A 22,405-nucleotide genomic window follows, 5' to 3' on the forward strand; every position below is an offset into this window, starting at 1 on the left:
GTAGCGAAATATGGTAGGCAAGTGCGATCACCATACAACCTACTCACTCCTCAATGTACTGGCCGGGTTGGCCTTCAGTGATTTTAGCGCATAGCTACCCAATACTACCCAGGAGGTAACCATCACAATGCCAGCTGCAAGCAGGTAGGCAAATGGTCCGAGATTGATCCTGAAAGCGAATCCTTCCAGCCAGTCGTTCATCACATAGTAGTTGAGTGGCACGGCAATGAGCAAGCTTATAAGAAACAAGGTCGTTGATTGCTTTAAAAGGATCATAAGCAGTTGCGGCACCGAGGCACCCAGCACCTTTCTTATGGCCATCTCTTTCATCCGCTGCACCACGGTGAAGCTTGCCAGGCCAAGAATACCCAGCACGGCAACCAGGATGGCCATAAAAGTAGCATAGAGTGTCATAGATCCTATCCGCTCTTCTGTTTCGTAAAGGTTTTGGAACTGCTGATCGACAAAGGTGTAGTCAATCGGATGATTGGTGTCAAAACCTTTCCAGGCGTTCTCAATTTGAGCCATGGTTTCGCCGAGTCCGGCGGCATTGAGGCGCACGAGCAGCATGTTGTAGCGATTGCTATTTCTACCCCGGAAAACGTGGATGACAGGTTCTACAGCATTGGCCAATGACCGGAAGTTGAAATCTTTTACTACCCCAATCACCTCAAAACCTTCGTCAGAATCAGGGAACATGAGCTTATGACCTTCTACCGAAGTCCAGCCAAGTTGCTCCATGGCAGCCTGGTTGATCACTGACTTGCGTTGATCTGATCGCATGTCGATATCAAAATCTCTGCCTTCCAAAAAGTCAATATCCATTGTGGTGAAGTACTTGTCGTCGACGCTCACGAAGCGCCAGTCGAGCGGAGCCCTGTCTCTGGCATCTTCCGACTGCACCAGTACGAAACTCCCGCTGTACCTGCCTGGTGCGGAGTTGGAAGCGCACACCGACTTCACCCCCGGCACTGCTTCAAGCGAATTGCGGAAAGCTGCCCACCGCTGTTCGTTTTCTTCACCTTCACCTGACCGTGCATTGATGATCAGTACATTGTCGGGATCGAAATTCATGTCTGCCGTCTTCATGAAGTTGATTTGCTGATACATGATCAGTACAGCGCTGACAAGCATCACAGCAATTGCGAATTGGCAGGTGACAAGAATATTTTTTGGGTCAAAGCCGCTCCTCTTTAGAGATGTGCTGCCGTGCATCACTTCTCCGGCTTTCAACTTCGAAAGGGTGAGGGTAGGGTAAATACCGGCCACCAACCCCAGGCCGATAATGCCTGCCAGGAAGCTGACCAATGGCATGGGCTCAAACAGAAATGCGAGTGACATTTGTTGCCCAAAAAGGTCTATGAAGTAGGGTAACAGAATAAAAGCCAATGCTATGCCCAGGATACTGCCGACGGCAAAAAGAAACGTAGTTTCTCCCGTAAACTGGAGAACCAGGTCTTTGCGCCCGGCACCAAACGTTTTGCGCACTGCTACCTCTTTGAACCTCCCAAGCGACTGTGCAGCGTTAAGGTTAGCGAAGTTGAAAAAGGCAATTAGCAGCAGCCCGACGGAAATATAGCCAAGGAAATAGCCGTATTGCTGCTGCCCGGTGTTGAAGTCGTAGTAGTCGGCCAGAGGCATAAGCTCCAGTGTGCCACGTTCAGAGGGAACAACGAACTTTTCCACTAGTTGAGGGAATTGTGTCTTAAGGGTAGCTGGGTCTTTTCCGTTTTCCAGCTGAAGGAAGCTGAGAACAAACGACGATACCCATCCGTAATCTCCGTCTGCAATCCACTGCTGCCGTCTCGACTCCATGTTTACCAGCATGTTGAAGTTGAAACTGGAGTTGAAGGGAATTTCTCCAAAAACGCCTGTCACCTCATAACTTACTGGCGTAGCAAGCTGTAGCTCTATTGTTTTACCAATCGGGTCGGCATCACCAAAAAGCCGCTCTGCCATGTTTTGACTTATGACGACGGATCTTGGGTTGGCGAAAACCTGTTCCTTTTGTCCACGCACCAAAGGAAAAGAAAACATGTTAAACAAGCCTTGCTCGCCAAAGGCCATTCTTTCGCTGAAATCTCGTCCACTGTACCTGATTGTCGTTTGCCCGCCAAAAATAATGCGTGAGATGTTTTTGATACCCGGAATAGCTTTTTGTACTTCTTCGGCGAGGGGTGGCCAGGTATCGCTCACGTCAATTTGCCCTCCTTCCGGCGTAGGCCTGGTACGATACAAAAAGTAAATGTCGTCAGCATTTTCGTGAAACTGGTCATAGGTGATGATGTCGTAAGCATAAACACCCAGCAAGAGGCTTACGGCCACACCCAGGGTGAGGCCGAGCACATTGATGGAAGCAATGAACTTTCGGTGGCGGATGTTGCGCAGCGCAATGAGGAAATAACTCCCAAGCAATGGCCTGTAGGAGCCGTTGTATCTGAATTGTACTGAATGCTCTTCTTTGCTGATGTCGGCCGGAGTGCCCATCTCCTCAATGGCTTTTTTGCAGGCTTCCTCGGTAGAGTAGCCTTGCGCTTGCAGTCGTTCAATACTTTGTCGCAGATGATCTTCCAATTCGGAGATTAAGCCATCTTCCAGGTTCTTCTGCTTTCGGAGCTGTTGGCGCCATTGAGTGATGTGGCGTTCGATGAGTTGTTGATTATCCATGGAAAGTTTTTGAGTTGAGTGACCAAAGCTTCTCGAGTACATGGTGCATGGCCAGCCAATGTTCCTGCTCCTGATGAATGGCCGCCTTGCCAAGCTCGGTAATGGCGTAGTACTTGCGGTGACGGCCGTTGTCCGATTGGTTCCACTGCGAGGTGACCAGCCTTTCTTTCTCCAGCCTGTGGAGAACGGGGTACAGCATGCCGTCGGCCCATTCCAGTTGTCCGCCCGAGAGGGTCTTGATTTGTTGGATAATATCATACCCGTAGTTGGGGCCCTGCTGTAGGATACCGAGGATGAGAGGTTTGGAAGAAGCAGCAATCAATGATTTGGAAAAGTCCATATACTTAAGAAATCTTTATACATAGATAATCAATGTATAATAGAAAAGCAAGTCATGCCCCATGGAAAAGTCCGTTTGCGGCTGTTTCATGATTTACTCGCTTCGAAGCCGGGTTTTCGTGGGGAGTGCCACTGGGAGAGGGAGTTAGGCGTCGATCCAGCTGCCCAACGCCTCATCAATCGCCTGTAGCAACTCATCTGCATTGGCTTGCGTGAAGCACATGGGTGGCTTGATCTTCAGTGTATTGTCGAAAGGCCCGTCGGTACCTATGAGGATGTTCTGCTCTTTGAGTTTGTGTTTTACAAAGGCTGCCAGCTCGGTAAACGGCTCCTTTCTGACTTTGTCTTTTACTAACTCCAGCCCAAGGAAGAGTCCCTGCCCACGTGCATTGCCCGCCCAGTCATATTTCTCTGTGAGCTTTTCAAAACCGTTGAGGATATAGGTGCCCAGTTTTTGTGCATGTTCAGGCAGTTGTTCCTCTTCCAGCACATTGAGCACGGCGTGCGCAATGGCGCACGATACTGGATTGCCACCAAATGAACTGAAGAACTCCATGCCTGTTTCAAAAGAAGCAGCGATATCCTCGGTAGTCACAACAGCCCCCATGGGGTGGCCATTGGCAATCGGCTTGCCAAGGATAACGATATCCGGTACTACTTCCTGCATTTCGAAGCCCCAAAAGTAGTCACCTAGCCGGCCAAAGCCAGTTTGCACCTCGTCGTTGATGCAAACGCCGCCATTGGCTCGCATAAAGGCATACACTTCTTTCAGGTAGCCTTTGGCTAGTGGCACTTGTCCACCGCAGCCAACGATAGGTTCGGAGATGAAAGTGCCGATTTCAAGATCACTTGCTTTTATTCTGGCGACCAAATCTGTAGCGTATTGTTTGCCTGCCGTACCATCGTTTTGGGTGTATTGGCCTTTGTAGGTGTCGGGCAGGGTGGCTTCAAGGATATGCTCGGCTTTGCCTTGTCCGCCTTTGCGGTTGTATTTGTAATGGCTGATGTCGATCACCTGCCGGGTGTTGCCATGGTAGCCATGCTCCATCACTAGAATGCCTTTCTTTCGACTATGAGTTTGCGCCAGTCGCAGGGCCAGGTCGCTGGCAGCACTACCGGAATTAACAAAAAAGACTTTGGATAGCTTAGCCGGAAACTTGCTAAGCAGCTTTTCCGCATAGTTGTTGTACACCTCGCTCAGGTAGCGGGTGTTGGTGTTGAGCCGGGCCATCTGCTGTTGACCAGCCTGCACCACTCGGGGGTGGCAGTGCCCTACGTGCGGAATATTGTTATAAGCATCGAGGTAGGTGTTGCCCAGGTCGTCGTGCATGTACTGAAAGGCAGCACTAACCATGTGGATGGGCTTATCGAAGCTGATAGATAAGGCCTTGCTGGCCACTTTCAGCCTTTTGCTCAGCAACATGTCGGTGTTGTCGACAATAGTTGGTGGCATGCCCAGCGCTGTGCGAAACTCATGGCTGACACGCCGTGGATTCATTCGTACCCATTTCTCCAGCAACTCCCAGGCCGGTTTTTCGCTTATGGTAATGTAGTCGCTGTCGGGCTTCAGGGTTTTTGTGTAAGCCGATTTGCTCACGCTCACCGCCAGCCGGGTACCGATGAGGTAAAATAGTAGGTCGACCTCTGGCGGAAGTAGGGGCATGACTTCGTGGTAGCCTGTAATCACGGGGATGGCCCATTGGATTGGCTCTTCTTTCCCAAGCATCACGTAGGTGAGCGCTATAGCCAGCTCGTTGACTAGAGGACTGTAGCACATGTCGCCAAAGTCGATCAGGCCGGTGACTTTGTCGTCACTCACCAGTAAGTTCCAGTCGTTGGCATCGCCATGAATGATGGATTTTCTCAGGGCAGGCATCAACGGATCTACGACCTCTTTTTGCTGTAGGTAAAAATACTCTGCCCATTTGCGCTGCTTTGGATCTTTGATATAAGGGACATACCGAAGATTGCACTGGTACAGCTTCAAATCCCAGTCGAAGTCTTTGGCGGCAACTGCTGAGTAATATTGCCCAGTTAACGCCTTGTCCATTTTACCAAGAATTTGACCTAAAGAGTAATAGAGGGCAGTGCTTGGGGTTGATTCGGCAAAAAAAGAACCTTCAAGAAAGGTGAGCAGGCGCAGAAATATAGTCTCACCTTCGTTAGTTTGGATGGTAGTGGTTAGCTCCTGCCGGATATTGGCAATGGGGTTGGAAAAGTAGCCCGGCAGCTCATTGTTGAGCAGCAATAGAATTTTATTCTCGGCATCCAGCAGTTCTTCAAGGCCAGGCTCTTCCTGATAAATTTTGAGTAGGAAGGTGCCGTTGTCGGTTGTGACTTTGAAGTTGGTGCTGTCGTAGCCTTCCAGACTTTTGAATTCGGTGCAGGTGAGGTTGTAGTGTTCCTTGAGTAGTTCGGGAACGTTGTAGGGGCTGTTCATCTGAATCTGTTGGGGGAGTTTTGTCGTGCCCACAGCCGTAGCTGGTGGCACGACAAATTTAGGAAACCTCTTAATCAATCACCTGATGCACCTTTAGCCAATCGGCCAGTCGGTCGGCCCAGGAGTTGAATATTTCGTTTTTAGTGTTCACCATACCCAGGCCATGGGCTCCTTTTTCGTAAATGTGCATTTCGGCAGGCACTCCTGCTTTCTTCAAGGCCAGATAGAAGTAAAGGCTGTTTTCCACTGGTACTGCCGAGTCTTCAGTAGTGTGCACCAAGAAAGTAGGCGGAGTGAGGTTGGTTACCTGTTTTTCGTTCGACATTAAGGTTTGCTCTACCTTGTTTGGACTGTCGCCCAGCAAATTGAACATAGAGCCCCGATGAGTGAAGCTGTCGTCCATATTGATTACCGGGTAGCCGAGCACCATGTAGTTCGGCCTGGAACTGACTTTCTCTACTGCGTCTTTGCTGCTTTTGTCACCATCCGTGAAATGTGTGCCAAGACTGGACGCCAGGTGCCCGCCGGCGGAGAAGCCCATGATACCTACCTTGTTGGGGTCGAGCTCCCACTTGGCAGCATTGGCTCTTACCGTCCTTAGTGCTCTTTCTGCATCCATTAGTGGAACTGGATGGGTATAGCCGCTTTTGTGAAAACCCAGGCGGTAGTAGAGTACATAGGCCGTGACACCACGGTCGTTGTACCATTTGGCTACTTGCTTGCCTTCATGGTCATCGGCCAGATGCCCATAGCCGCCGCCGGGGCAGATAATGACAGCGGATTTCTGTGCGTTTTTCGCAGCCGGATAATAAGCCATCATATAAGGCTGGTCGGCATCTTCTTTACTTTTGGCCATAGGAGCACCGTCAGGCCAGAGGTATATTTTTTCCTGAGCGAAGCTGTTCATCGATATGCAAATGATTCCGAGTAAGAGTAGGTATTTCATACTTCCTTTTTTTGAAAAGGAAATTACAGCCAAGCGGCGAAATACCAAGAATCAAAAGACAAAAATCAATTAAAACTCAAAAGAGGAAGACCCAAATTCTGAAAACAGTTGCCCCGATCGGTGATTGCGAGGGCCATGTTGTAATTCTTTCCTAAGTCAATTGCTAGTGGCCTGTGGCAATCTGTTTATTAGGCATAGAAATCCTGATAAACAGATCGCCTCCTCACTCATTAAGCCGTTCCACAATTGGAATGAGAACCAGTACTTTCCGCCAAGCAAGAGCCAAGCGCAATCTCATGTGGCTTGTACTTTTGTTTTCCTTCGAATTTGAAGCTTAATTGGGCTTTGCCTATTGATATTTGTTTTTTGCGGAGTCTCCTTTACTTCTTCTCAGCCACAAATTCCAACGACACAGAATTCAAACAATACCTTAGCCCAGTTGGCTTGGGGCCGTCAGGAAACACATGGCCAAGGTGACCACCGCAGCGAGCGCACAGCACCTCGTCTCTTATCATTCCAAGCGATTTGTCTGTGCCTACCAGGATATTCTCTTTCTTCAATGGTTGATAAAAGCTGGGCCAGCCGGTGCCAGATTCAAATTTAGTTTGAGAGCTAAATAGTGGGAGCGCACAAGCTGCGCATACATACTCACCTTTGTCGTGATTGTCCCAGTATTTACCAGTGAAGGCTCTTTCGGTGCCTTTCTCTCTCAATACATAGTATTCGTCAGCGGATAACTTTTCTTTCCACTGTGCTTCGGTTAGTTTAAACTCACCTGTACCGGGGTTGGATGCTTCTTCTTTTTGTCCCTGTGCCTGGCAACTGGTAATGAATACCAACATGGCAAGACCAGTCATTTTTATCAATAAGTTCTTCATGGCTTTCTTTTTTGGTATAACTACGAAGTTAACAAGAATGTTGGTTTACCTGGTTCAGTTTATTCGATCCAAACGTCATCAAGAAGACTGAACACATGAAGAAGGAAACAACAAAACTCAAAAACCAAAAGGCAAGTAAATATCAAGCCCCAAGCAGGATTAGCCAACCCACCTTCCATTGCCGGTATTTGCGAGAGCGATACAAATAATTTCGTGTTGACGAGATTTGGTTGTTGCTCGTGGCAATCTGTTTCCCAGCTCCGTTTCTTGACTAACAGATTGCTTCAGCACTTCCTCAGCTGACTCGTAGTTTAGATAACGAGAAGTGCTTCGCAATTACCGACAGGTGGTGTTGCTGTTCAATTTCGAACTTGGCACTTATTTGTTTTTTGCCTTTTGCTATTTGAGTTTTTACCCATTCTATTCGTTCCTCAAGGTGCTTACGGGATTAGAATAAGCGGCTTTGATCGCCTGGTAGCTGATGGTCAAGCCAACAATCATCAAAGTAAGCCCCCCTGCCAGCAAGAAGCTTCCCGGCCCAATATTGATTCGGAAACTGAAGTCATCAAGCCAGCCATCCATAAAGTAGTATACCACAGGCACCGCAATGAGCAGCGAGAACAGAATCAGCAGCGCAAAGCCTTTGGAAAGTAGAATGACAATGTTGCCAATAGTTGCACCCAGCACCTTACGTATGCTGATTTCCTTCATTTTCTGCTGTGCCAGAAACATGATCAGGCCATATGACCCCAGACAGGAAATAAGAATAGCAATGCCAGCAAAGTAGCCCACTATTTTTCCTAGTCGCTCCTCATTTCGGTATGAAGAGGCAAGAGTTTCATCCAGGAAGGTATACTCAAATGCCTTTTCAGGGAAGTGTTTGATCCAAACCTGTTCAACGCCAGCGAGGGTTGCTGGCAAATTTTCAGGATGAATTTTTATAGAGAACATAGTGAAGTTGGCCACGGATACCCTGAACGCCAGAGGACCTATAGGCTGTTGCAACGTCATGAAATGAAAGTCTTTGATTACTCCAACCACCTGGCAGTCATTTCCTTCCACCGTGAATTTTTTGCCAATGGCCTCTTCATTCGAACCAAAGCCGTAGTCTTTCACAGCTGACTCATTAACCAGCACTGCGTTAAGGTGGTCAGTGCCAAACGACTTGTCAAAGTCCCTGCCGGCAACAACGCTCAGCCCGTAGGTGTCGATAAAGTCATAGTCTACTGACAGAACGGGTGCAATGATGTTTTCTTCTCTTGTATGTCCATCGGGAACAACAGGCCGATAGACAGATCCCAAGCCTAGTGGATTATCGGAAAGGGTGGACGCCAACACATTGGGGCTCCTCATCATTTCGTCTTCGAACGTATTCATTCGTTGCCTCATGTTGCCTTCAACGCCTCCAAAAGCATTATTGAAATTATTGCTAAAAAGCGGCACGTTAATAATGAAGTCTTTTTCAAAACCCATAGGTCGGTTGCGCATGAAGTTGACCTGTTGGTATACTATGATGCCACCTGAGATTAAGATGATGGAAACGGTGAACTGGACAATAACCAGGGTTTTTCTGAATGACAAACCTGACCTTCCTTTGTTTGAGAGGATGCCTTTGAGCGAATTGGCGGGATCTATTTTGGTCACGAAGAAAGCGGGGTAGATACCAGCAGCCACAGCGGTGATCAACACCAGCCCCAGGAAGATTAATACATTAGTGATAGTTAGAAAATCGGAGTATACCAGCTCTTTGTCCGTGAGGGTATTGAGAGAGGGCAATAGATAGAAAGACAGCCCCGCAGCAATGAAGGCCGCAGCCAGGCTAACAACGAATGACTCTCCCAGGAACTGCATCACTAATTGCGTTTTCCAGGCGCCCAGTACTTTTCTCATGCCTATTTCTTTCGTCCGCTGTAGTGACCTTGCCGTGGATAGGTTAATGAAGTTAATGCAGGCAATGAGCAAAGTTAGAATGGCAATGGCAGAGAAAATATAAACAAATGTAATGTCCGACACTGCCTCTGGCTCAGCAGAGAGATTGGCATACAGCCGGGTATCGGTCATGGGAAATAGAGACCATTTTTGACCAATTTTGATGGGCTCTGGCACAAACTTGTCATAGAACTCCGGGAATCTTGCATTGGCAGTTGCTGCCGATTCTGCTTCCTTGAGTAGTACGTATGTGTAGAGGTGAGAAGCCACCCAGTTTTGGTTCAGTCGCTCTTTCAGCTGCTGCCCATCCCCCTGCTCTATGTCAAACAAGTTGTCAAAGGGAGCGATCATATTGAATCTTACGTGAGAAGCACTCGGAAAGTCTTTGATCACGCCAGTTACATTGAAGGGATGGTTACCGGCAAGGTAAACGGTCTTTCCAATAGGGTTTTCGTCTCCAAAGTACTTTGTGGCGACTTCTTCTACGAGCACAACCGAGTAGGGGCTTTTCAGCATCGTTTTTGGGTTGCCCGCCACATAGTTGAAGGAAAAAATATCCTGAATTGTACTGTCCGCAAAAAAGACTCTGTTTTCTTCGAACTGTTTTTTGTTCCCTGCCTCATCCCTGACCTCTACGCTGGCATCCCTGTTATAAAGCCTGGCTGCGTTCTCTATTTCCGGGAAGAATTCTGTCAGGTGAGGAGCAATAGGCAAAGGACTTCGTGCGAGATTGAATCCATTGATTTCATATTTGAGCCTGTAAATGCGATCACTCTTGGTGTGAAACTTATCATAGCTCAACTCATCCTGCACATATATGAAGAGGAGCAGGCAGCAGGTAAGGCCGATAGACAGCCCAAGAATATTGATGAGAGAATAGGCCTTGTGACGCAGAAGATTCCTTATCGCCACTTTGAAGTAGTTCTTAAGCATGTCCTTTGAGTTTTGAGATACTGTATGAGCGAATTAATGTGAAAAAGGTTGCTTTTATTACGCTAATGGTGGAAATCAATTTCCTTGTGTCATTATTTTTATATCGGTTGACGGCAGTGGCGGCCACGATTACTCCAAAATAGAAGACAAATGCCAATACAAAGAGTGCTTACTGATAAAGAATTGAGCCGCAGGGAGTTTGTGCGGGCATCTGGCTTGCTGGGCCTCATGATGTATGGCGGCGGAGTGCTTACAGGCTGCAAAGCAGAAAGTGACACCCCTTTCGATGCCCTTACCGAGAATGACATCATGGTGACCATGCGGGATGGGGTACGCCTTGCCACCGATGTTTACTTTCCTGCAAAAGGAAAAGAGAGAGTTGATAGGGCCTTTCCGGTGATTCTGGAACGTACACCTTACGGTAAGCATTTGCCAGTCGTTTCTGAAGTGACAGCCGCAGATACGAAAACCTATAAGAACAGAGTGGAGGTTGCTGAATTCTTTGTCAGAGAAGGCTACATTGTAGTCTACCAGGACTGCCGTGGTCGCTATAATTCTGAAGGTGAGTATGTGAAGTACCTGTCCGACCCAAACGATGGTTTCGATACATGTGAGTGGATTTTGAAGCAGCCATGGTGCAACGGGAAAATTGGCACCATAGGATTGTCGTATGCCGCTCACAACCAGGCGTCGCTGGCCAGTGCTGGTGCGCCCGGCGTGGTGGCCATGTGGCTCGATTCGGGTGGCTTCTCTAATAGCTATCAGGGCGGCATTCGGCAGGGTGGGGCTTTTGAACTTAAGCAGGTCACCTGGGCGATTCGTAATGGCCCCAAAGACCCGGAAGCATTGAAAGACCCTGTGATTCAGGAAACTTACGAGAACATGGATGTCCATGGCTGGTTCAAAAAAATGCCATGGCAGCCAGGTAATTCTCCATTAACTGCCGTGCCTGAATATGAAGACTATGTGTTTGAACAATGGCAGCATGGTGATTTCGACGATTATTGGAAGCAGCCCGGCATTTATGCGCAAGGATACTATGATAAATTCCCGAACGCTGCACAGGTGCATATGAGTGGCTGGTACGATCCCTATCCCCGAACGGCTATTGATAACTATATGGGCATGAAGAAGCTCGGCAAGGGGCCTTTGAAACTCATCATTGGGCCGTGGATGCATGGCAGGAGATCTTTCACTTACGCCGGTGATGTTGACTTTGGGCCCCAAGCCACACTGGACACAAACCTGTCGCCCGACTACCTCACAGCCAGGCTGCGTTGGTTCGATCAATGGATGAAGGGAGAGAACAACGGCACCAAAGATGAACCAGAGGTAGCCGTGTTTGTGATGGGAGGGGGCAGCGGAAGGAAGAACGCTGAGGGAAAGCTTGACCATGGTGGTAAGTGGAGGTTTGCTAGGCAATGGCCAATACCTGAAACGCAGGAGTTGAAACTTTATTTAAGCAACAGGGGAGGATTGGAAAGTGAGCTGGCCGCAGACGGCGGGCTTCTTTCATTTACATATGACCCCGACCATCCCGTGCCAAGCATCGGAGGAAACATCACGTCGGGTGCGCCCATTATGGAGGGTGGTGCCTTTGACCAGGTGGAGGAAGAAAGATTTTTTGGCTCCGAGAGCGAAGGCAGAAAGCTTTCGGATCGGTCGGATGTGCTAAGCTTTCAAACAGAGCCGCTGGAGCAGGACATCGAGGTAACGGGGCATATACTGGCCAATCTTTGGGTTTCGTCCAACTGTGTGGACACGGATTTCACCATGAAGCTCGTCGATGTTTATCCGCCGTCCGAGGACTACCCGAACGGCTTTGCAATGAATATTACGGACGGAATTTTACGATGCAGGTACAGAGATTCATGGGAAAAACCGACGCTTATGACACCCGGGGAAGTATATCCCATTTCCATAGAACCATTTCCCAGCAGCAACTTCTTCAAAAAGGGACACAGCATAAGACTGGACATATCGAGCAGTAATTTCCCGCATTTTGACCTCAACTTCAACACAGGTGAGCCTGAAGGGATGGCTACCACTAAGAAAGTGGCTACAAACACGGTTTATATGACCAGGGAACAGCCTTCGCACATTGTGTTGCCTGTCATTCCGTTTGGAGACTGATGCAGCTTTTGCATAAATTGTTCGTCATTTTGATATGAATTTCCGTATACTCAACCATTCAAAATAAAAGGACTAATAATGATCAAACTGCAAAACATCGACAAGTACGTCGATTCTAAATTTCAGAGGGTATTTATACTTAAAGGGATTGACCTGGAGGTAAAACAAGGAGAATTTGTCAGCATCATGGGCCCATCAGGCTCGGGTAAATCGACCGTTTTGAACATCATCGGTATGCTCGACAAGCCAAACGCTGGCGAGTACTATTTCCTTGATGAGCCAGTTCATAAATTTAGTGAACGAAAGACCTCTGAGCTGCATAAAAACCATATTGGGTTCGTTTTTCAGGCTTATCACCTGATTGATGAGCTGACAGTTTATGAAAACATTGAAACACCTTTGTTGTACCGTGGAGTAAAGGGTAAGGAGCGCTCCAGCATGGTGGCAGAAATGCTCGACCGCTTTTCTATGGTGGCAAAAAAAGACCTCTTCCCTGAACAACTTTCAGGCGGGCAACAGCAGTTGGTAGGTATTGCCAGGGCCATTGTGGGGGAACCTAAGTTGCTTCTGGCTGATGAGCCCACAGGGAACCTGCATTCGGAGCAGGGCAAAGATATTATGGAGCTTTTCAAGAAGCTGAACGAAGAAGGAATGACCATTATTCAGGTAACTCACAACGAGGCATATGCGGAATATGGCACTCGTATTGTGAAGCTTGAAGATGGAATGATCGTTAGCGACGTTCAAAACAAAAAATAGAAGCCCAAAAAGACGCAGTCTATTGTAGCCAGTTGTTCAGCAGCTGGCTATTTTTTTAACTATAGAAGCTGGCTTTCTTTTTCTTGATGAATATTTGGCGGAAGCTGTTGCCCGACAGCGACCCTAGCCCGCCAGCAATGGCACCTATGAAGCCCGAGCCAATTACCAGGTAAATAGGATCGTCCACTTTGAACAGTGCAGCTACCTTGGCAGTAAGTATACTGTGTGATTCAATATCTATTTTCCATGAAATAACCATCCACAACAAGCCAACGCCAATAAAGCCACTGACAAATGCACCAAAGCTGCTGGTTGGAATTGCCAGCGACACCCCTGCAGCCACCACTACCATTCCCCACCAGGGAAGGTACAGGCCTGACAGGTAAGCCAATCCGGCAATGAGCATTACTTTTATAATTAGTTTCATTTTTTGGAAGGGTTAAGCGTTTGAACCAGCGTTGCATCGGCAGCAAGATCAGCCTGCTGAGATGTGAATTGCAGGCTGAGGTATTTGCCGGTTGCCCAGGGCGTGACCATATCCGCATAAGTGGGGTTACCCGGGTTGCCGGTTTGGCTGCCGGGATAAACTCCCCAGGCCTTTACGCCCGCCTTGTCGAGCTCCACAACCATCCTCCAGGAAGGGCCGTGCCTTCTGCTGGCGGCATTGACTATGCCATGGTTCCCGCCAATCTGCACATCGGTTACACTGAATGGCTCTAGCCGCATAAGGTGCTGAATGGTCGTGCTCTTGAAGTTAGCCCAGGTGAGGTCTACAGCGTGGCTGCTTTTCCAGCTGTCAACGCTGTCAAGGGAGGAAGCAAAAGTCATTGACAAAATATCCTTTATCGTTTCTTTGCGGGAGGTGCCAAGCACATCGGCGAAAGCGAGAGCAGGATTGTTTTTCATGAGCACACTGGTGTGGTAGTTGTGCGGCTTATAAGCCGCCACAGTCATTGTGTCGAACTCATCCCACAGCAAAGCATAAAACTGGTCCCACCACTCTTCAAAATAGGCCGGTGCCACTTTCTCAGGATCGCTAAAATAGTCCCACTTGCGAAGCATCTGGTATACATCCTTGGTACTGGCAACCATTTTTCCGGTGTCAAGGCTGTCGAGCATGAAAGTCAGGTTCTCGTAGGCCAGGTAATTGTAGTTATCGTTTTGCAGCTTCATCATGTCTTCGGGCTTAATGCCCTGCATGATTTTCAGTCGGTCGTTAATTCGCCGGTTTCTATAGTGCTCGTAATTGTAGTCGTAAACATAGTAGGGGTAGGTGGCATCTGCCGGGTGCTGGTTAGCTGAGCTTACGAAATTCCTGGCTGGATTGAGTTCGTGGATATTTTGCTGTTGAGGAATGAAAGGCCCCCAGTCGTATTTACTGTGGCGCCCATCCATCAGGAATTTTCCCTGCTCGGGGTATTTTACTGGGAACTTACCCTGCACCCACATGGCAATATTGCCGTGCACATCTCCGTAGACAATGTTTTGAGGAGGCCCCGAATAGTGTTTGAGTCCCTCCAGGTAGTCGTTGTAGTTTTTGCCCCGGTTGAAATGGTAGAAAAGACGGAAGTCGTTGGAGGTATCGTGTGCAGTCCATCGAAATGCGAAATTCACCTGTTCGCCATTGCCTTTGAAGTTTCGGTCGTAGGTAACAGGCCCAAAATGGGTGTAAATCACCGTGTCATACTTAGTGTCCTCTCCTCTTACTGTAATTTCTTCGATCACCTTCTGTGTTTTCAACCATTTGCCGTCGTAGAGGTATTCGTCACGGTCGTCATTTCTAAATTGGATGTAGAACCAGTCAGCCACGTCTCTCTTGGCGTTGGTGAATCCAAATGCGATTGAATCTGTAAACCCAATAGTGATGCCAGGCGATCCAGGAAAAACTGCGCCCATTACATTTACTGAGGGGCTATGCAAATGTGCCGCATACCAAATGGAGGGTAAGTTGAGACCAAGATCCGGCTCGTTGGCCAGCAACACATTGCCGCTCGCTGTTTTGCTCCCAGCCACGGCAAAGTTGTTACTGCCATTCTTAGGGTCGGGCTTGCTGATGACCTGATTTACTTTTGCAAGTGGTAGAGAGTCGTTGGGGTTAGCAACTTTTAAGGGTTCGAAGTCGAACTTAGTACCCGTCGTAATAATAGGATCAATACCAGAGTCTCTGTCAGGAAATAAGAAATTGAACGTGTCTTTACCCAGAAGCCTCACCATATTGGTGTTTTCCAGGTCGGCTTCCCCTGAAGAAAGCTGATCAGACATTTCTTTGAGCAGTAAGCATATTTTATAGGGGCTAAATGGCTCTGGCTCGTAGTTCAGCAATTTGTATTCTATTGGGAGGTCTTTGTAGTCCAGTGTGGCGATGTAAGCATTTACACCATCGCTATACGCCCGAAGCATTTCGTATATGGCCTTGTCTTTTTTTACCTCCTCAAGCATCCAACTGGCGCTGTAGGCCAGTCCTTTTCTTCGTTGCTGCTGATCAAGTGACGAGGTGACAGGGCCGAGAATCTCCGATAGCCGACCGGCTGTTTTGTAGAGCTGAAACTCCATTTGCCAAAGCCGATGGAAGGCAATAGTATATCCTTCTGCAAAGTAGAGATCGTGGTCGTTTTCAGCGAAGATGTGTGGAATCAGGTCTTTGTCCCAGTATATTTTTACAGGTTCTTCCAGGCCTTCCAAAGTTAGCTGCTCTGGTGCCTTAATAGCGGTGTATTCGCTGTTGGCCCAGAAGCCACTCATCGGGTTAAGGAATTTCCCCAGAGGTGGGATATTACCATTTTTGGAATTCAGAACGACTACAAGAACGATCGTTATTATTGTGAAAAAGACAAACTTAAATACTTTCATTCTGCGGCTGGGTTTCTACGTCGAAATATAGCCACTTTTAAAAAGGTCTTCAGAGATTCGTCAAAAAATGTGATCGATGTTTTTTTAGATGGTCGTTATGGATTGATCAACGACAGCAGGGGCGATTGCCGACGAAATACTAAGCAAGGATGTCGCTTGTAGCTTTATCGTTTTAATGAAAGGCAGAAGGCTTGGAGAACCAGCTTTCACCGCCTTTGAAAAGATGTGTGGGAAGGTAAAATTCCAGTTTCCACTGCAATAGCAGGTAAGAATCATTCCCAGCTTCTCCTCGTTTTGCTCCCGGGATCATGGCCTCGTAGGCAGCTTCATTTACCTCGTCTATTTCATCTTTCCTGTTAGAAAGGGTGAGTGCTTTGCCCGAAAGACCGCTCCCGTAGTTTTCTGACACATCGTCGAGCCTGTCGGTAAATGTATATCGGTACCCCACTTCGCCAACCAGGTTAATGAACTCGTTAATCCTGGCTTTTACTCCCACACCAAATGGAATAACGATGGCAGTTCCTTTGTAGGTCGTACCCTCAGTCGCCAGGGGCCGGAGGGCTTCCCATTTCCCGTCGAGCTGAGCTTTGGGGTTTACGGTTGTCACCCCAACCGCAACATGTGCGTACGGTTCAAACTTTCTTCTCTGGTGATAGATTTTATTATAGGGCTTGAAGTAATACATAGCCCCTAATTGCCCTTCAAAATTATTCGAACGAAAAGAAAGGTTGCGTTGCTTGTTGAAGCTGCTGTCTTCAGCATAGGTGTCGCTACCCGATATATTGTAGTAGACAAACTCAGCTCTGGCTGCCCACCGGGTAAGCAAGCGGCACTCTACTCCAAGGTTGAGGTTGGAAAGCCCCTGCTGAAACCCTTTTTTGTTGTTCAGTTCTCCCAAATACAGCGTATGCCCGGTTCCAGCAGTCAGGCTGAAATAACGGTCGTTGTATTGCCAGGATAAAAAATTCTGGGCTGACACCTTCACAAAAGGGATCAATAAAATGGCAAGGAGGATAGCTTTTTTCATACGCCTAAGGCCGAAAATAGGAAATGTTTTACATTTTAAGGACAACTGCCTTCATTTTAAGCCATATTTTCATAAACCTGTGAACATGGTTTAACCCTGACAGGTGCTCGGAATTTATATTACTTTCTCAAGCCTTTCTACAATTTGCAACACGGCCGGACAAACCTGGGTATTTCTCATAGTGAGATCCAGGATTTGGTGCATCTTCTTTCTGTTTGTGTGGGGATACTCTCTGCAAGCCCTGGGGCGGACTTCATATATGGAGCAATAGTTGTCAGCACCCAGAAATGCGCAGGGGGAGCTTTTTAGCACATAATCGCCCTCATTGTCGATTTTTAAGTACTCTTCGGTAAACGCAGATGGCTTAATTTTCAAAAACCTGGATATCCTGTCGATATCGGTACCAATAAAAATAGGGCTTGTGGTCTTGCAGCAATTGGCGCAGGTCAAACAATCCATTTCTTCAAACACTTCTTCATGAAGTGCGTGAAAAAGATCGTCCAAATGGGCGGTTCTTTTTCTTTTAATTTTTGAAATAAACTTCTGAAATCCTGGTTTTTTGCTGATTGCGTCAGAAGCGAAGCGTTCTAAATCCATTTTATGAATGTAAGGAAACACCCACTAATCCACTTTTTCTTTTTTAAATGTGGAAAGCCAGGCCAAAGCATCCTCTTTGGAAGTAAAAAGTCTTGTTGGAACCCCAGGCTTGCTTACACTCAAAAAGAAGTTGCCTAAAAGGCGATTGACAGGAGAGCCTACGACAAGTGCACATGCACTCATGTTTTTAATGCCATCACCAGTGGCCAATGTCTCTCTGGCTTCCTTACTAACCGTTTTTACATCTGTCACATCCACAAAGACCGGGTACGTCGAGTCCCCCGATTTCTCTATTCTTAAGGCTATTAGTTTTTTAGCCAAGTCCAGATCAATATGTTCAACGGTATATTTGCCATACAGAATTCCATTTTCAATCCACGCCTCGCCTATACTATTCGGATTATTCTCCATCATAAGTCTACCTCTGTAGGGTTTTCCATTTTTCTCAAAGATAAGCCCATTAATGGCACAATACATTTGTGATAGTAAATTTTTAACAAATCCTCCACCATCAATGGCAAAGACAAGGCACAATCATTTATTGGACACAATTGATGAGATTATCACCAACGCTAAGAAAAAAGGTATAGTTCACCTTTACTCACAAGATGAATCTCTCACTGGAAACACCCTCACTATCAATGATCAGCAACTAAATCATTTTGGGACTTGTGGTTACCTTGGACTTGAGCAGGACATGCGGCTTAAGCAGGCAGTTGCCGATGCGGTGATGAGTTATGGCACGCAGTTTCCGATGTCAAAAACATATGTTTCGTCGTCGTTGTATACCCGGCTGGAGTCGCTCATGAGCCAGATGTATGAAAACAAGCCCGTTGTTTTAACCAAGAATAGCACCATTGGCCATATTACTGTAATCCCTTCGATTATTCGTGAGGATGATCTCGTTATCATGGATCAGCAAGTGCATGCTAGTGTTCAAAGTGCTGTGCAGCTACTAAAAGCCAAGGGAGTTTCTGTTGAAATTGTCAGACACAGCAGGATGGACTTACTTGAAGAGAAAATCAAGGAGGCGGGCAATAAATACAATCGTATATGGTATATGGCCGATGGTGTATACTCAATGTACGGCGACTTTGCACCCATCAAAGAAATGGTGGCGCTGGCAGAAAAATACTCCAGATTATATCTCTACGTGGACGATGCGCATGGTATGAGTTGGGCCGGACCTCACGGGTCAGGGTATATTAGCGGTCAGGTAGGGATGCACCACAAAATGGTCTTTTGTGGTACCATGGGTAAGTCTTTTGGGGTGAGTGGAGGTGTGATAGTTTTTCCTGAAGAAGAAATGCAAAGGAAAGTGAAGATTTTTGGTGGCCCACTGACGTTCTCCGTTCAGATTGAGCCTCCTATGCTGGCAGCGTGTATAGCATCGGCTGAGATTCACCTCTCTGACGAGATAAAAATTATGCAGCATGAGCTAGCTGAGAAGATCAGCTATTGCAACTATCTGATCTCACAAACCAACCTGCCTCTGGTTGAAGAAAATCAATGCCCCATCTTTTTTATAGGCACTGGTATGCCCGCCACAGGATATAACTTTGTGAAGAGAATGATGGATGACGGCTACTATGTGAATCTTGGGGTTTTCCCGGCCGTGCCAGTTAAAAACACGGGTGTGAGATTCACTATTTCAAGACATAACAAGCTTGAAGATATTAAGGGGCTTGTTGAGGCCATGGAGTATCACTACCCCAAAGCGCTGGAGGACGAGAATCGTACTCCCAATGAGGTAAGGAAAGCGTTTAGGCTCCCACTTATTGAGGAAGGTGCAGCATGGGGGATAAAAAAGGCCAAATCAGACTTGGGGCTGACCTATGAAAAAACAATAGGCAAATTTTCGGAACCTGAATGGAATAGCTTAATGAGAGCTGACATGTCGTTTGACTACAAAGGCATCGAATACCTTGAGAAAGCTTTTTCAGGTAATCCAAGGGACGAAGAGAACTGGGATTTTCACTATCTGATGATAAAAGATAGTAAGGGGAAAGCCATTCTTTCTACTTTTTTAACCTCCACGGTGTGCAAAGACGATATGTTTTCAAGGCCGGAGGTGTCCCGGGCGATAGAGGCCGAGAGGAAACTCAATCCATATTACCTGACTTCCAGGTCGATGGTTATGGGCTCGCTAGTAACAGAAGGAGTGCATTTTTATCTTGACAAAAGCCATGCAAACTGGAAAGATGCGGTAACGATGATGGTTGAAAAACTATCCCAGATACAGGATAAGGAAAACATTGCCTCCATCTACCTGAGAGATTTTTATGATGACGATGCAGAATTAAGAGAGCTTCTGCAGGACTTGGGATATGTGAAGGTGGATTTCCCTGAGACGTGCATAGTTAAAAATCTTGCCTGGAATGACAGAGAAGAATTTCTTCAAGGGCTTTCCAAGAAATCGAGAAGGCACATAAAATATGATGTGCTACCGTATGAGAACTTCTTTGACGTAGAGATAAAGAGTAATCCATCGGCGGATGAGTTGAGACAATACAAGAAGTTATTTCAAAATGTAAAGGACAGAAACCTGGCAATCAACGCATTTGACTACCCAGAAAAATTCTTTTTGTCGATGGCAGGGCAAGCAGGTTGGGAGTTTATTGTTCTCAGGCTTAAGCCAGAACTGAACGAAACTAGTGAAATGGTCGGCGTCGCTTTCAACTATCGCAACCAGGACGATATCTATTGTGGGTTGATACTTGGTATGAACTACGACTATTTGGAAAAATACTCAACTTACCGTCAGCTCATTCACAATACTCTTTTAAGAGCGAAGGAACTTGGGTGCTCAAAGCTTAGACTCGGCTTGTCAGCTTCTATGGAAAAAAAGAAGTTTGGGGCAACTGTTAAACCGATGATTGCTTTTGCACAAGTGAAAGACAACTACAACATGGAAGCCATTGAGCAGGTTACTGTGAGCCAGGCTTAATGCATTAAAAATAACTGTTACTCTCTTGAAAATTCATTATGGTGCTAGAAAAAAGAACCATTCAGGTTGACGATCGGCTTGACAGAATTAACACTCTAATTGTTAAGCTGGCGTCCGGTAGTTTGGATGCCAGAGAAACTCCCTCCGATGATTTTGATGAGGTAGATGCGATAATTGCGGGTATTAATATGCTGGGGGAAGAATTGGAAAGCTCCACTGTATCACGCAACTATCTCAAGAGCATCTACGAAGGTATTGTAGACCTTGTTGTTATTTTGAATGAAGAAGGAATCATTCAAGGGGTGAATGGGGCGGTGACCAAATTACTTGACAAAGAAGAATCTGAGCTCCTTGGGTCGCACTTGACAGAGATGTTTGAAATGGACTCGACTGATGCAATGGGGCTTATGGAATTGTTGGCGAGTAATAAAAGCCTGAGTAATGTTGAAGGCAAAGTATTTTCAAAGTCTGGTAAGGAAATCCCGGTTAGCACGTCATTTTCAATGTTGCTTGATTCTAAAGGCGAGGTGGCCGGCTTGCTTTTGGTAGCCAAGGACATGACCGTTCAGAAGCAGATTGAGGCTGAACTTAAGAAAAGCAAAGAAGCGGCGGAGTTGTCCAATCGCATGAAAAGCAGTTTCCTGGCCAACATGAGCCATGAAATAAGGACGCCTCTCAATGGAATCCTGGGGTTTACAGAATACCTTATAGGGATGAGCATTACCGATGAGCAAAAGGAGTACCTTCAATTGATTGAAAGCTCCGGGCAAACCCTGATGAAGCTTTTAAGTGATATTCTGGATCTTAATAAGATAGAGGAAGGCAAGCTCGGTTTTGATTATGTGCCCATTCATTTCAAAGAGACCATGACCTCTTCTCTTCAGCCATATAAATACATGGCCAACGAAAAGGGAGTGGCATTTGACCTCCAGTTTGAGAACTTTGATAAGATTTCCCATGTGTATTGCGATCCTACTCGTGTAAATCAGATAATGGTGAACCTGGTTGGAAATGCGTTGAAATTCACCAATAAAGGAAAAGTAAGCGTCAACCTAGGCATTTCTCCTATGGGAGACGGTAAACAAGCGATGATCAGAGGTTGTGTTTCCGATACAGGGATAGGTATTCCGGAGAGTGTCAAAAATGATATTTTTAAGGCATTTGTGCAGTCCGATTCATCTATTACAAGGAGATTTGGTGGCTCAGGTCTGGGCTTGTCGATTGTAAAAGAGCTTATTCACCTAATGGGAGGCGAAATCAGCATTGGCAGCCCCTCTCACATAGGCACAGCCGAAAACCCTGGCTCTGAGTTCAATTTTAACTTCTCTGTGGATATAGCCGAATCACCGGCAAAAGAAGCTGTCGAAAAGTTCGAAAAACTGGAATTTACATCGCAGTACAAGTTGCTTGTGGTGGAGGACAATGAGATGAATCGCATACTCGCAGGGAGGGTGCTGAACAAGTTTGGAGCAACGGTTGAATACGCCGTACATGGCAAAGAAGCAGTACAGATGCTCAAGTTGAACAACTATGATGCTATTTTAATGGACGTTCAAATGCCTGTAATGGATGGACTTCAAGCCACACGAATTATCAGGAGACTGGGATACAATTTGCCCATCATTGGGCTGTCGGCCAACGTGTTCAAGGAAGATATAGACCGAAGCAGGCAAGCTGGTATGGATGACCACATTGGTAAGCCATTTACCAAATTATCCATTTTTAAAGCGCTGAAAAATGTGTTAGAGTAGATTGCGTTCAATGCAATGTCCTGCGCCACATTGCCCGTATTTAAACAGGTTAGCAGGTGTGGGCTCTGTTTCTTCCTGGTTATCAACAGTACTCAATAGCCCGTTTTTTCATGACAATACTGAGTTGTTTTGGCCTTGCCGACCAACTACAAAATTCTGACAGGTAGTTGCCCCTTTATGATTTTATAAGGTTTTCTCTCCCTTTGCAT

At 46.7% G+C, this 22,405-nt stretch carries 15 protein-coding genes; 4 read left to right on the forward strand and 11 right to left on the reverse strand.

Going from position 1 to position 22,405, the window contains the following annotated elements:
- Positions 1-39: 39 nt before the first annotated feature.
- The 6 genes from RIG68_RS19975 to RIG68_RS20000 form a co-directional block, all read right to left on the reverse strand.
- Positions 40-2,667: an ABC transporter permease gene (locus tag RIG68_RS19975; RefSeq protein ID WP_350126284.1), complete on the reverse strand. Its 2,628-nt coding sequence runs from the start codon at positions 2,665-2,667 to the stop codon at positions 40-42.
- Entirely contained in the window at positions 2,660-3,007 is a 348-nt protein-coding gene (locus RIG68_RS19980; RefSeq protein WP_350126287.1) for a PadR family transcriptional regulator, read from the reverse strand. Before RIG68_RS19980 ends, RIG68_RS19975 begins: the two co-directional genes overlap by 8 nt.
- Positions 3,008-3,151: 144 nt before the next feature.
- Positions 3,152-5,446: an aminotransferase class III-fold pyridoxal phosphate-dependent enzyme gene (locus RIG68_RS19985; RefSeq protein WP_350126289.1), complete on the reverse strand. Its 2,295-nt coding sequence runs from the start codon at positions 5,444-5,446 to the stop codon at positions 3,152-3,154.
- Positions 5,447-5,516: 70 nt separating this feature from the next.
- A complete protein-coding gene (locus RIG68_RS19990) occupies positions 5,517-6,392 on the reverse strand; it encodes an alpha/beta hydrolase (protein ID WP_350126292.1) in 876 nt (291 codons plus the stop codon).
- Positions 6,393-6,772: 380 nt separating this feature from the next.
- Positions 6,773-7,270, reverse strand: coding sequence for a peptide-methionine (R)-S-oxide reductase MsrB (gene msrB, locus RIG68_RS19995; protein ID WP_350126295.1), 498 nt, complete (start codon positions 7,268-7,270; stop codon positions 6,773-6,775).
- A 420-nt stretch (positions 7,271-7,690) separates the two neighbouring features.
- Positions 7,691-10,132 (reverse strand): ABC transporter permease, encoded by a 2,442-nt coding sequence (locus RIG68_RS20000; RefSeq protein ID WP_350126298.1) that lies wholly within the window; start codon positions 10,130-10,132, stop codon positions 7,691-7,693.
- Positions 10,133-10,282: 150 nt separating this feature from the next.
- On the opposite strand from RIG68_RS20000, the gene RIG68_RS20005 reads away from it, so the two are divergent.
- Together RIG68_RS20005 and RIG68_RS20010 are read left to right on the forward strand one after the other, a co-directional pair.
- Positions 10,283-12,265, forward strand: a complete 1,983-nt coding sequence (locus tag RIG68_RS20005; protein ID WP_350126301.1) for a CocE/NonD family hydrolase — start codon at positions 10,283-10,285, stop codon at positions 12,263-12,265.
- Positions 12,266-12,343: 78 nt separating this feature from the next.
- Entirely contained in the window at positions 12,344-13,024 is a 681-nt protein-coding gene (locus tag RIG68_RS20010; protein WP_151998560.1) for an ABC transporter ATP-binding protein, read from the forward strand.
- Between the two features lie 55 nt (positions 13,025-13,079).
- Here RIG68_RS20010 and RIG68_RS20015 read toward each other — a convergent pair whose 3' ends face one another.
- From RIG68_RS20015 to RIG68_RS20035, 5 genes are all read right to left on the reverse strand, one after another.
- Positions 13,080-13,451 (reverse strand): hypothetical protein, encoded by a 372-nt coding sequence (locus RIG68_RS20015; protein WP_350126304.1) that lies wholly within the window; start codon positions 13,449-13,451, stop codon positions 13,080-13,082.
- On the reverse strand, positions 13,448-15,874 hold the full coding sequence (locus tag RIG68_RS20020) for a penicillin acylase family protein (protein ID WP_350126307.1): 2,427 nt from the start codon (positions 15,872-15,874) through the stop codon (positions 13,448-13,450). Before RIG68_RS20020 ends, RIG68_RS20015 begins: the two co-directional genes overlap by 4 nt.
- 172 nt (positions 15,875-16,046) lie before the next feature.
- On the reverse strand, positions 16,047-16,901 hold the full coding sequence (locus RIG68_RS20025) for a DUF6089 family protein (RefSeq protein ID WP_350126310.1): 855 nt from the start codon (positions 16,899-16,901) through the stop codon (positions 16,047-16,049).
- 114 nt (positions 16,902-17,015) lie between these two features.
- Positions 17,016-17,498 carry a YkgJ family cysteine cluster protein gene (locus RIG68_RS20030; protein ID WP_350126313.1) on the reverse strand — a complete coding sequence of 161 codons (483 nt, stop codon included), beginning with the start codon at positions 17,496-17,498 and terminating at the stop codon, positions 17,016-17,018.
- Positions 17,499-17,522: 24 nt separating this feature from the next.
- Entirely contained in the window at positions 17,523-17,975 is a 453-nt protein-coding gene (locus RIG68_RS20035; RefSeq protein ID WP_350126316.1) for a DUF7793 family protein, read from the reverse strand.
- Positions 17,976-18,012: 37 nt separating this feature from the next.
- On the opposite strand from RIG68_RS20035, the gene RIG68_RS20040 reads away from it, so the two are divergent.
- Together RIG68_RS20040 and RIG68_RS20045 are read left to right on the forward strand one after the other, a co-directional pair.
- Entirely contained in the window at positions 18,013-20,445 is a 2,433-nt protein-coding gene (locus RIG68_RS20040; protein WP_350126319.1) for an aminotransferase class I/II-fold pyridoxal phosphate-dependent enzyme, read from the forward strand.
- Positions 20,446-20,483: 38 nt separating this feature from the next.
- Entirely contained in the window at positions 20,484-22,196 is a 1,713-nt protein-coding gene (locus tag RIG68_RS20045) for a PAS domain-containing hybrid sensor histidine kinase/response regulator (RefSeq protein WP_350126322.1), read from the forward strand.
- Positions 22,197-22,405 lie beyond the last annotated feature (209 nt).

The sequence above is a fragment of the Imperialibacter sp. genome (assembly GCF_040222385.1).
Lineage (GTDB): Bacteria > Bacteroidota > Bacteroidia > Cytophagales > Cyclobacteriaceae > Imperialibacter.